Genomic DNA, 12,700 nt, shown 5'->3' on the forward strand with positions numbered 1-12,700 from the left:
GCCTTGAAGGTCCGAAAATGGCACTTAGCAGTCATAAACGAATCAAACATCAACAAAAAAGGCGCCTCCTTTACGGTAAGCGCCCTTCTGTTATCTCACTAATTACTTATTTTACGATTGTCATTTCGTCTAACAAGTTTTGTGCATTATCTACTTTATCCATTACCCACAGCATGTAGCGTGAATCAACGTGGATTGAGCGATTAAGCTCAGGGTTGTAATCCCAGTCACCAATAATACTTTCGTAAACACCGTCAAACAGTAAGCCTACAAGCTCTGCTTTGCCGTTAAGTGTTGGCGAACCTGAGTTACCACCGGTAGTGTCTACATTTGATAAAAAGTTAACGGGTACTGTATTCATGCCACCCGTGTAATCACCGTAAAGCTTGGCTTTAATTTGCTCTTGTAACTTTTTAGGTGCATTAAATGGGTCAACATCAGTGTTTTTAGCTAGTAACCCTTCAAGCGAGGTAAAAGGTGTTGCTACCAAGCCATCTTGAGGTGAGTAGCCGCCTACGGTGCCATAGGTTACTCGTAATGTGCTGTTAGCATCGGCGTATACCGGTTTGTTTTTAGCTTTGTTAAACGCAATGATTGCGCTCATTAGCTCTGGGCGAGCGGCTTGTAATTTACCTGCAAGTGCTTTTGATTTATCTTCCTGTGCTTTCATTACTTTAAATATTGCTTTAGCGTACTGCACAAATGGGTCTTGGCTTTGATTTAGCTGGCTAAACGATTGCTCAAATAATGAATTGCGAACAGTGGCATTATCAAGTCTTGACTGTTCATACATGCTATCTAGTAACGCGCTTTGGGTTGCTTTATCAAACCCATTTTGTACTTTAAATACGTTATCAACGTCGCTAAAACGCTCTTCTTTTGGAAGTGCTGCATACAGTTCTAAAAAGTGCAGTAAAATAGCTTTGTCTACTTTGCTATCATAACGGCGCGTCATGCGCTCAAGCCCTGCTTTAATGCGAGGTAAGTCACGCTCTTGATAACCAGATTCACGTTCGCTATTTGGCTTTTGTTTTTCGTAAGCTAAGCGGTATAAACGTCGTGCTGTACTGATCATTTGTGAGCGGTGTACATAACCTAACATACGGTCGCGTTCACTGTGCTCTTGTGATTGCGCAATTAGCTCAGATAGCTCACCTAATACGCTTCCGTATTGCTCTTTACGCTCACCGTCACTATTGATCCATTGTGTTAGATCTTGCTCAAACTGTTTTTTGCGCTCAAGCATAGTGCCTTTTTTGAAGCTTTCGATCATCGAACCATAGTTTTTAATATAGTTGTTATAACCTGCAATGGTGCTTTCGTAAGCAATACGCGCTTTACTGCCGTCTTCTGAATTTTCTTCAATAAGCGACACGTATTTTGAGTTATGAACGCGTGCTTTAGGGTAACTGTCGTTAAATACGTTATCTACCTCTGTTGCAATGCGGTAGCGGTTAGTACGCCCTGGGTAGCCTGTAACCATTACAAAGTCGCCTTCTTGCACGCCTTTGGCACTTACTTTTAGGTAAGAGTCAGGTACGTAAGGTACGTTGTCTTCGCTGTACTCTGCAGGTTTTCCATCTTTGCCTACATAAGCGCGGTAAAAACCAAAGTCGCCTGTGTGGCGCGGCCACATCCAGTTATCTATATCGCCGCCGTATTTACCTACGCCCATAGCTGGTGCGTAAGTTAAGCGTACGTCTTTTATTTCAAGTGACTTAATTAGGTAAAACTCTAAACCACCGTGAAACGAATACACATTACAACGATAGCTTTCGTCGGCTTCACATTGGGCTACTAGCGCTTTTTCATTTTTTTCGAGTGCGTCGTAGCGTGCTTTTGCTGTTAGCTCGTTAGTACCTTTAATTACTTCATCTGTTACATTGGTAACCGTTTTTGTTACATATACGCGTGAGCCCGGCGCTGCAGGTAAATCTTCTGTAGGACTTTTAGCTAAAAAGCCATTTTCTAAAATGTTGTTCTCAGGCGTTGAGTTGTATTGTACCGAGCCATAAACACAGTGATGGTTTGACACAACTAAACCTTTAGGCGATACAAACGATGCTGTACAACCACCTAGGCTAATTACCGCATTCATTGGGAATTCGGTTAATTTAGAAATAGATTCAACATCAATTTCAAGCCCTTTAGCTTTTAAAATTGATTCTAACTCTGGAAGTTGGTGTGGTTGCCACATGCCTTCGTCGGCTATGGCACTACTTGAAAGTGATAAAGAAAATGTGGCTACTAATGTAGCTACAAGAGGTTTTAAACGCATTATAGAATCCTTTTTATTTGTTTCTATAACAGGTTACTCGCGATGGGACAATAAGGTCAATAGCCGTGCAATGAATTGTTACAATCGAGTGTTTAATCTTACTTTTTATCAAAATTCATCGAAAAATCAAGAAACTGTTTTGCTGGTATTGGTTTACTAAAATAGAAGCCTTGCATAAAATCACAACCCAATTCGTTCAATAAAGTATGCTGCTCTTTTGTTTCTACACCTTCGGCTACCACTGTCAGTCCTAAGCTGTGCGACATAGCAATAATTGCCTTTACGAGATTACAATCTTCATTGTTTAGTACAATACCATCAATAAAACTTCTATCTATTTTAAGTACATTAAAAGGGTATTCTCTCAAATAACTTAATGATGAATAACCTGTACCAAAGTCATCCATTGATAAGTTAATGCCTAATGCAGTAATTTCAGTCAGTATATCAACAACATTAGTGTGGCAACTCATCAATACTCCCTCAGTTATTTCAAGCTCTAAACTTTCGGGGTTTACGTTTGCTTCACTCAATGAGTTTTGAATAAAACTGAGCAACCCTACGTCTCTAAATTGGCGAGGAGATAAGTTAACAGCCATGGTGTATTTTTGTTGGCGTTTACAGGTACTTTGCCATGTGTTTAAAAAGTGTAATGCTTGGCTAATTACAAACTTACCAATAGGTACAATTAATCCTGTATTTTCGGCAATAGGTATAAACTCATCGGGTGTTACATTACCTAGCACAGGGTTATGCCAGCGTAATAACGCTTCTGCACCAATGATGTGTTTATTTTTGGCGTCAAATTGGGGCTGGTAGAATAACTCAAATTCATTACGCTCAAGGGCGCCACGCATCTGCTCTTCTATTACTAGTCGGCGCTGAATAATTACGTTCATCTTTTTAGTAAAAAATGAATAAGTATTACGACCATATGATTTTGCTTGATACATTGCAGTGTCAGCATTTCGTAATAAATCAGCAACGGTTGTGCCATTTTCTGGGTATATGGCTACACCAATACTCGCTGTTAGTATATGTTCCCGGCCCTCAATTTTAAAAGGGGCTCTAAAGTTATTGACCAATTTTTCAGTGATTTTTAGCGCTGCATGGTGATCAGTTATACCTCGTAGTAATACGATAAACTCATCTCCACCTAGGCGCCCTACCGTGTCGTCTTTTCGCAGTGCCTCTTGTAGCCTTTGCGCTGATTCAATTAAAAGTTTGTCTCCTGTTTCATGGCCTAAAGAGTCATTTATTTTTTTAAAATCATCTAAATCCAAAAACAGTACTGCCGCTTTCTCGTTATTTCTTTGTGCTTCAATAAGTAATTGCGACAAACGATCAAGTGCTAAAAAACGATTTGGGAGTAAAGTTAGACTATCGTAATACGCTTGATGTCTAATTATTTCATCTGATTTATGCTGTTCTGTAATATCTCGAATAATAACCATTAACTGGTTATGTTCTGTTATTTTATTTATTCTTGCTTCAAAAAAAACGAGCCCATGGGGCAAAGCTAGTTCGTATTTAAAGCTCATCATCTGCTCTTTTTCTAATACAAGGCTGATATAGGTTTCAAATTTTTTGGCTACATCTTGAGGGAGTACATCACCCATTTTTTTACCAATAAATTGCTTTGGCTTGGTGTAGAGATCGGTCTCATTACTGGCATGATACTCAATAATAGTTCCATCATTTTCCATCAAGAAAAATAAGTCAGGAATTGCTCCAAAAATAGTTTTTAGCATATGCTCATTAAATGACGCATCTGCTTGTGCCTTTTTAACCTCAGATAAATCAATATCAATACAGTACATTTGTTTTGTATTATATTGATTTGTAAACATAACATGGCTGGAAAAAACCGATACATTGTTTCCATCTTTGTCTTGTAAGATAATTTCAGATGCTGGAATTTCTATATCTTTTTTTACCCAATCACTATGTGCGTTAATAACTAATTCACACATTGGCTCTGGAATTATAAGGTCTTCTATTTTTTGTCCTATGGCTTCTTCTTTGGTATATCCATAAAGTCGCTCACTGCCTTCATTCCAATAAATAACACGACGTTCATTGTCATAACCTTGAACAGAAATAACATTTACCGCATCAAATAACTGATGCAAATAGTCGTTAATTACAAATTGATGGGTTAAGTTTGAAGTCGGGTTATCTAATTTCATTTTGAGGCTATATCCATAAATAATTTTATTTAATAATAGAGAAATACTAAATAATAATTAAATTTAATTTTAATATTAAATTTCCATGTACATTATATACGCCATTATACAAAACAAAAAAAGAGCCGAAGCTCTTTTTTAATAATTGTTAACTATATTTAAACGCTATAAAAACTGAATTTATTTTTTTGTCACATCATTTGGATGTTCCACGCCAATCCATGCTTTGAATAGTGCTTTTTGCTCAGGCGTTGCCTCTTTATCAGCAACTACTTTTTTAGGCTTATCAAAATCTTCTGATAGTACTAATGTTAAGCTTTCAAGAGCATCGCGACGAAGATAGTCAATGGTTACTTTATCGCCTTTTTTAAACGTTTCTAAGCTGGTTTTTAAATCTTTACCTACGTGATGTTTGTTTATAGCGACAATTTTATCATCGGTAGTTAAACCTGCTTTCCACGCACTGCCACCACGGCGAACGTAACTTAACGTAAGTAACTCGCCTGTGTTTTTAGCGGTAGCATCAATACTTGCAAGCGCTTTTGCTTTTTCGGGACGTTCAAATTTCAAGCCTACTTTAGTAAGTAAGTCGTCAAAGTTAATACTTGCAGGCGACTCAACATTTTCTTGCCACCAGCTTGAGTAATCACGCCCTGTTAAATCTTTTAAGATATTAAGTACATCTACATCTGTAAAACCAGCTGGCATTTTATGATTGTTATAAAGTGCTTTGTGTACGTCGCGATAGCTTATTTTACCTTGGCTTTTTTCTAGCAAGTCGATATCTAAAACTAATGAAAGTAATGAACCTTCTGAATAAATATTAGTGCTGTAGTTACGTGCATGATCGCCACCTTGGTTAATCCATTTATCAAAGCTTGTTTCGCTTGCGCTTTGCACTTCACGGCCCGGTGTTTGTAAATGACGATTAATGGTTTTACTCATCACTTTAAAAAATTCATCTGTGGTTTCAATACCAGAGCGAACCATTAAATGATCTTCAAAATAACTTGTTGAACCCTCTGCAATCCAAAGCAGTTTAGAGTAATTCATATTAGTGTAATCGTACGGCACTAAACCTTGAGGGCGGTATGCTTTAACATTCCACGTATGAACAAACTCATGCGCAGCGGTGCTAATAAAGGCTAGGTAATCTTCGCGGCTACCAAATCTATCGCGTGGACGTTGAATAATTGTTGAGTTTAAATGCTCTGTTGCACCACCAGCACCCGACGTAGCATGAACCATAAATACATAACGTTCATATGGATAGCCATCCCAAATTATATTACCAGTAGCAACTAATTTTTTAAGATCGGTAAGCATTTGCTCTACATCGTAGTTACCGTCGCCCCATATAACTAAATCGTATTCACGGCCATCTACTTCAAATGTGTGTAGTTGGTTAATACCCGTTTCGATTGGTGAATCAACAAGCACGTCGTAATCTGCTGCTTTAAATGAATTTTTGCCTTTTAAATTATCCATACCCGATACAGAGCGCCACTTTTTAGGCACCTCTAAATTAACGGTTACTGGCTCTTGGCGAAATGATTCACTAAACATAAAAAAGCCTGATGCATCTATAAATGCATGGCTGTCGTCAATGTGGCGAGCGCGCTTACCAAGCTCATTTGCATAAACCTGGTAGTCAACATTAACTTCGGTTGGCTCATTAAGGTGTACACGCCATGTACTATGGTCAATTTTTTCCCATTTTAATTCTTTACCATCTTCATCTTTAGCTTTGAAGTAACGAATGCCATTGGCAAGGTTTAGCATTTCGTAGCGACCCGTTCGCCATGCAGGAAGTTTTATATCAAGATGTGCTTGCGCTGTTTTTGGAAACTCAACACTTACATCGCCTAAATGATGTTGTGGTTGCGAAATTTCTAAAGAATAATTTACATCGGCAAATACAGGTGCTGAACATGCAGCTAAAATAGATAGGGCTAATAACTTTTTCATAGAGACTCTTAGTGGAAACTTAATTGCCTGCAAGACTAGCAAGCCCCTATTTAAAAGTGAATTAAATACGACAAATTGCCCCGTATACGAGTTTATACGTAGTAGCTTATTAAAATTTCTAAGTTTTTTACTAGATAACTACACATAATAAAAATTTGTTGTAAACTGAAGATAATAAAATTAATTTGATGGCGGTACGCTTAGGTGTCTGAAAGATCTAATCCAACAGATAAAAAACTCAAACAAGCAATTGATGCTCGTATGGCTATTGAGAGTGCACGCAAACATCAAGTGGATATTTTGTGCGACTTTGCAGCTAAACTTTCGCTAAGCTGTAAAGGGCTTGATATTGAGTTAGATAATCGCCTTGCTAAATTTAGAAGTGCACTCAATAAAGGTATGAGCTTTGAAGACCTCTCTCCCCTTGTTAGTGAAACTTTGATATTACTTAAAAATCAAGAATCGATTCAGCAAGCTCAGCAACGTGATTTATTCAACAGTGTACAAAATGCAGGTAAACAGTTACAAAAAACTAAAGGTTTACCTGACGATACTCGCAGAGCCCTGAGAAATTTACTCGATCAAGAGATTAATAACGTTCAGTCAACCCATGGTTATATTCCGCTACTTGATCAACTTATTCTTTTTTATCATGAAGCATTGCTAACTAAGCAAGACCCTCAAGCCGATAATCAGCGCCCTGTAAAACAAGCTCGTGCAAAAAAACTACTTGAGCTAGCTAACGAACTTATACTTGAAGAAGAAGCTACACTACAAATTAATAGTATAAAAAATAATATTACGGAAAGTGACACCATCGACGCATTACTCGATGTTGCGATTAACATAATTGAAGTCGTAGTAAAAAACATTAGCAAAGAGCGTAAATCTGCACAAAGCTTTTTAGTTTCATTAAATCAAACCCTCGAAGATCTACATAATTCTATTGTCTCTACTAGTAGACACTCAGAATCGATGAGTATTGAGTTTGATTCGTTAAATAAAAGCATTGAACTAAAAATAAAAAACCTCAATGAACAAACACAAAAAGCAACGTCAATCTCATCTTTAAAAGAACTCGTAGATAACGAATTAAAATCACTAAGCGAAGATTTTCTAGCAAAAGAAAAGCTAGAACGAAAAGACAGAGAAATGCTTAGCACTAGCTTTAGTGAAATAAACAAACGAATTGTTACTTTAGAAGATAAGTTAACAACGTATAAAAAACGCTTAAACGAACAGCGCTTTAAAAGTTTACTTGATGGGCTTACAAAACTACCTAACCGAGCTGCATTTGATGAACGTTACAATCACGAAATGCATTTGTTTAATGTGCAGCCATCAGATGTTACGCTTGCGGTTATTGATGTTGACCACTTTAAATCTATCAATGATAGATTTGGCCATACCGCAGGTGACATTACCTTACAGGTTATATCAAAAGCGTTGCAAAAATCGGTAAGAAAGTCCGATTTTATAGCGCGTTACGGCGGTGAAGAATTTGTATTGTTAATGCCAGGTGTGTCGCTTGAAAACGCAACATTACCTCTGGATAAAGTAAGAAAGGTAATTAAAAATATACCTTTTAAATTTAGAGAAAAACAAATTGAGATCACAATCTCGGTAGGTGCAACTCAGTTCAAAAAAGGCGATACTCTGTTAAAGGCATTTGATAGAGCAGATGATGCTCTTTACGAGGCCAAAAATTCAGGACGAGATAGACTTTGTACCAGTAAATAATGTCATAGCCATTATAAATTTTATGACAAGTAGTTTTTTACGATTTAGCAGTAAGGAGAACGTCTATGTTAATACAGTTAAACCCAACTGGGGTTTTAGATTTACTGTCGCAATTAGAAGTTGATTTATTAGAGCAATCTTCTGCTAGTGAGCGTTATAAGTTATTTAGAAACTGCGTACTAGCAGTGCTTAATGTAGGTAGCCATACCGACGAAAGTAGCGATATATACGACAAATACAAAGATTTTGATATTCGTTTAGTAAGCCGCGAACGAGGTATTAAAATTGAGCTTGAAAACCCACCCGAAACCGCATTTGTTGATGGCGAAATAATTACCGGAATTCACGAGCATATATTTTCTGTTATTCGCGATATTTTGTTTATTTGTCAAAAATACGAAAAAGATTTAAAAGAGCAAAAAGCCATTACTCATATGGTATTCGATATGCTCAGAAATGCAGGTGCATTACGTGTTAATAGCGAGCCAAGTATGGTTGTTTGCTGGGGCGGACACTCAATAAATGAAGTTGAATATAAATACACAAAACAAGTTGGTTACGAACTGGGCTTACGTGGATTAAATATTTGTACTGGTTGTGGCCCTGGTGCCATGAAAGGCCCAATGAAAGGTGCCACTATTGGCCATGCAAAACAGCGCAATACCAATAACCGTTACTTAGGCCTAACAGAGCCAAGCATTATTGCTGCAGAGCCACCAAACCCTATTGTTAACGAATTAGTTATTTTACCTGACATTGAAAAGCGCCTTGAAGCTTTTATAAGAACAGCTCACGCTATTATCATTTTTCCTGGAGGCGCAGGTACTGCTGAAGAATTGCTATATTTATTAGGCATATTACTTCATCCAGATAACACCAAACAATGTTTGCCTGTTATTTTAACTGGCCCTAAAGAAAGTGAAGCGTACTTTAAAGAGCTGTGTGAATTTGTTGAAATGACGCTTGGTAAAGAAGCATTAGATAAGTTTGAAGTTATTATTGATAATCCTGAGTTAGTTGGGCAAAAGCTAAGATCGGCTATGGCCAATGTTCGTGATTACCGTAAAAGTGAAGGCGATGCCTACTACTTTAACTGGACGTTAAAAATCGATAACGATTTTCAACAACCTTTTGCACCAACACACGAAAATATGGCAAGTCTTGATTTACATCTTGATCAACCAAAGCAGTTATTAGCGGCTAATTTACGCAGAGCTTTTTCAGGTATTGTAGCTGGAAATGTAAAAGACGAAGGCGTTAAAGCCATTAAGCAAAACGGTCCATACATTTTAAGTGGCGAGCCTGCCCTTATGGAAAATATGGATACGTTATTACAAGCATTTGTTGATCAAGGCCGTATGAAACTCCCTGGCAGCAAATACATTCCGTGTTACAAAATAAAAGCATGAGTTTTATAGTTTGAAACCCCATTTACTTCTTATTGATGCGCTTAATTTAATTAGGCGCATTTACGCCGTTGACGCTAATCAAAAACATCACAGCGATGAACAAATGATACAAACGTGCTGTGCACGTGTAGCTCATGCGTGTAAAAAGCTTTTAGATACAAGTAATGCAACCCATGCGATTGCGGTATTTGATGGTGACAAAAGCTGGCGTTATCATTTTTATAAAGACTACAAACACTCCCGTGCCCCAATGCCTCAAGTGCTAAAAGATGCCTTAGAGCACTTTAAAACCGCAATAGAAGAAACCGGTATTGTTGTATTTGAGCCTATTAACGATGAAGCCGATGACATTATTGCAACGCTTGCATTTAAGGCATCAAATAATCAAATAGCTAATACTGTTGTCTCTACTGATAAAGGCTTTTTACGCTATTTAGGCCCCTACATTACAGTTTATGATTACTTTAAAAAACTCTATTTAGATGAGACAAGTATAAAAGAGCGTTTTGGTGTTGAGCAAAATAAGCTCGTTGATTTTTGGGCTTTGGCTGGCGATAAAACAAATGATATTCCGGGAGTAAAAGGAATAGGTACTAAGTCTGCGCAGCAAATAGTTAATAACTATAATTCAATTGAGCATGCGGCCGAAGATGAGTCTCTAAGCCCGAGTATTAAAGCAAAGTTAGCCGCTAATATGGATATGTACGTAATCTCAAAGCACTTGGTTAGTTTACGCACCGATATAAATTTAGGCTTTAGTTTAAAGCAGTTAAGACTTAATTAGTCGCAAGTTAATAGCCTCTAAACATTACAAAACGTATACTATTATTAGTTACCGGAGTCAGAGTAAACCATATTGAAAAAATTTATCCGATATTTAATCTTAGGTTTAGGGCTATATGCACTGATAGCAGCGTTGGTGATAACCTTTTATAAAGACGATCCTCAGGCTATGATCTGGCAAGACCGAGAAGCTTTTAATAAACGTTATATCGAAAAACTATCACTTGAGCAGCCCACAACACTCAATACTGTGCTTGATTATTTAGGCAGCCCCGACCTTACTTATGCCAAACGAGATGGTGAACAGGTATTTCAGATAGTTTTTTACCGTACACAGCATAAAACATCTGACGGTATAACCACTATGGATGAATGTACTGGGTTATTATTTAAAAATGGGCAGCTATTTTTATGGGGTCCTAGTGCATATAATAAATATCAAGAACAAAATTAGGTGAAGGTTTAATGGATGAAGCTGTTTCAACTACTTTAGAGCAGCTGCTTAATAATACGCAGCTGTTTTTAAGCTATTATAACAATAAACAAAAATGGACAGCCTTATACCCCATGGCAAGTAAGCTAGCTGAGCAATATAGAGTGCTCTATAGTGAACAGCCATTCGCATTACAAGCTCGTTTAACACTTTATAATCCTAATTATTCTTATGCCACCAACTTAGTTGTTAGTCAGAGTGTAATAACCGCTGCACTTTGTAAATCTCAACACTATAACAATGCCCTAAGCGAGCTATACATAGCGGCTTCACTCATTGAGCATTTATGTGTTGGAGCGCAATTAAACAAACTTTGCGAGCAAACACCTTTTCAAGACTCCGATAAAAACATATGGAAAATGCGTCATCAGTTAGCTGCAAAAGTAATGTTATCCAGTGGCGATTCTGCCAAACCCGTTACGCAATTATTAGCTAAGTTAAGTAAATATAAACAAGCATTGGTAAGTGCTCCTAAAATAATGCTTTACGATGGGGGCATAACACTAATTGCTTTAGCAAATATTATTAGTATGAACATTACTAGTAATACGGCTAATAAACACATGAGTTTATTTAAGGCACTTACTGACTTGTATATTCGCACACCAAACTTGTTTGCACTGCAGCTAATCAAATCACTTATAGCCCATTTAGGGCCACTATTACCGGGAAGCCGCGTTTTTTATGCCGAGCAAACCATGATTTATTTAGCGACTGATGCGCAGCAAAAACATATTTTAATTAGTAACACTAACCCAAATAAATTAGCTTGGTTTAGCGTTAAAGCAACGCTTAACGACAACCCAAAACAATGGCATTGCGCTGATAAAACCATTAGCTTCAAAGTATTTAACAGTGAACATGTTAAGTCAAAAAGTGTGGTTGGCGATGATAAAGCACAGTCTTTACTTGAACTAATAAGTAATATTAAGTCACAGCACGAATATAGCTATAAAGGGCTAAGCCAGCTAATGGCGGCTCACCCTCAGGTAGTTGCTAATTTATGTGAGGCAGTAAAACCTTATAATAAGGAGCATCAGGCCGCTAAAGACTTAAAGCATAGTTTATCGATGGTCGGTTATTATAATGCGCCTGCGATAATTCAAAGAGTTGTTTTTGAGCAATTAGTTAATGTTACCCCACACCCTCTGCAAGCCTACGTTACTAACAGATTAAATGGTTTGGTGAAAATAATGGCCTTATTAGTCAGTAAAAATAAACACGACCAGTTTGAACACATTACATTACCTTTATATGCTTATGCTCATTTTTTATTAACGCAATGCAGTACACAGCTTTCTCGTAAAACGCTGATTGACGACACACCAAATAAAACATTAAGTGCCCCTATTTGCTCATTTTTTGGAGTAGATTCAATTAATAACGAGCAACTAACGCAACAGCTTACTCATTTATTAAGTGACAACCCATGGACAACGGCACTTTTAGAAGCAGAGCAAACACCTAAAAAACACTTAACTGATTCTCATAAACTCTGGATCACACTTAAAATTGTTGCACAGAGTGTTTTTAAACCAGAACTTGCGCTAACAGCGTGGCAACTGCAAATATTAAACGAACAACTGAAAATACTAAATTGGCAAAACCCAACTGATTTTAATCAAAAATTAGAATCTCTCGCGTTATTTAATAGTATTTAATTTATGGGGCCCTATTTAACGTCTTTATACCCATTATAACTTTGGTGTATACCCAGTATTTCTTGTATAAACTAGCAAAATGGGTGATAAGTTGATATAAATGCGCCCTTAAATTTTCAAGCACGTTCACATAAATGATCTAACAAGCGATTACCCTCTCAGGGTAATAATTTATGTGC

Annotated in this window: 8 protein-coding genes; 5 read left to right on the plus strand and 3 right to left on the minus strand. The window is 37.2% G+C overall.

All coding sequences use genetic code 11. The features are described from left to right. Positions 1 to 106: 106 nt before the first annotated feature. From AAEY68_RS00135 to AAEY68_RS00145, 3 genes are all read right to left on the minus strand, one after another. Positions 107 to 2,278 (minus strand): S46 family peptidase, encoded by a 2,172-nt coding sequence (locus tag AAEY68_RS00135; protein ID WP_350585311.1) that lies wholly within the window; start codon positions 2,276 to 2,278, stop codon positions 107 to 109. Between the two features lie 98 nt (positions 2,279 to 2,376). Then, entirely contained in the window at positions 2,377 to 4,467 is a 2,091-nt protein-coding gene (locus tag AAEY68_RS00140) for a bifunctional diguanylate cyclase/phosphodiesterase (RefSeq protein WP_007580673.1), read from the minus strand. A 180-nt stretch (positions 4,468 to 4,647) separates the two neighbouring features. Beyond that, positions 4,648 to 6,435: a M61 family metallopeptidase gene (locus tag AAEY68_RS00145; RefSeq protein ID WP_350585312.1), complete on the minus strand. Its 1,788-nt coding sequence runs from the start codon at positions 6,433 to 6,435 to the stop codon at positions 4,648 to 4,650. A gap of 204 nt (positions 6,436 to 6,639) precedes the next feature. On the opposite strand from AAEY68_RS00145, the gene AAEY68_RS00150 reads away from it, so the two are divergent. The 5 genes from AAEY68_RS00150 (at position 6,640) to AAEY68_RS00170 (ending at position 12,521) form a co-directional block, all read left to right on the plus strand. After that, positions 6,640 to 8,175, plus strand: a complete 1,536-nt coding sequence (locus AAEY68_RS00150) for a GGDEF domain-containing protein (RefSeq protein WP_007580677.1) — start codon at positions 6,640 to 6,642, stop codon at positions 8,173 to 8,175. A 65-nt stretch (positions 8,176 to 8,240) separates the two neighbouring features. Then, a complete protein-coding gene (ppnN, locus tag AAEY68_RS00155; RefSeq protein WP_007580678.1) occupies positions 8,241 to 9,584 on the plus strand; it encodes a nucleotide 5'-monophosphate nucleosidase PpnN in 1,344 nt (447 codons plus the stop codon). Between the two features lie 10 nt (positions 9,585 to 9,594). Next, complete coding sequence (xni, locus tag AAEY68_RS00160; RefSeq protein WP_350585313.1) at positions 9,595 to 10,368, plus strand: flap endonuclease Xni; 774 nt, start codon at positions 9,595 to 9,597, stop codon at positions 10,366 to 10,368. A 69-nt stretch (positions 10,369 to 10,437) separates the two neighbouring features. Next, positions 10,438 to 10,821 (plus strand): DUF3192 domain-containing protein, encoded by a 384-nt coding sequence (locus AAEY68_RS00165; protein ID WP_024591078.1) that lies wholly within the window; start codon positions 10,438 to 10,440, stop codon positions 10,819 to 10,821. Between the two features lie 11 nt (positions 10,822 to 10,832). Then, positions 10,833 to 12,521, plus strand: coding sequence for a hypothetical protein (locus AAEY68_RS00170; protein ID WP_350585314.1), 1,689 nt, complete (start codon positions 10,833 to 10,835; stop codon positions 12,519 to 12,521). Positions 12,522 to 12,700: the final 179 nt, after the last annotated feature.

The organism is Pseudoalteromonas sp. RB2-MNA-CIBAN-0110 (assembly GCF_040309305.1).
GTDB classification, from domain to species: Bacteria; Pseudomonadota; Gammaproteobacteria; order Enterobacterales; family Alteromonadaceae; genus Pseudoalteromonas; species Pseudoalteromonas arctica.

What these genes read in the sequence shown, in the direction of transcription:
- AAEY68_RS00135 (WP_350585311.1), bottom strand. Translation starts at nt 2,278, where the DNA reads ATGCGTTTAAAACCTCTTGTAGCTACATTAGTAGCCACATTTTCTTTA.
- AAEY68_RS00140 (WP_007580673.1), bottom strand. Translation starts at nt 4,467, where the DNA reads ATGAAATTAGATAACCCGACTTCAAACTTAACCCATCAATTTGTAATT.
- AAEY68_RS00145 (WP_350585312.1), bottom strand. Translation starts at nt 6,435, where the DNA reads ATGAAAAAGTTATTAGCCCTATCTATTTTAGCTGCATGTTCAGCACCT.
- ppnN (WP_007580678.1), top strand. Translation starts at nt 8,241, where the DNA reads ATGTTAATACAGTTAAACCCAACTGGGGTTTTAGATTTACTGTCGCAA.
- AAEY68_RS00170 (WP_350585314.1), top strand. Translation starts at nt 10,833, where the DNA reads ATGGATGAAGCTGTTTCAACTACTTTAGAGCAGCTGCTTAATAATACG.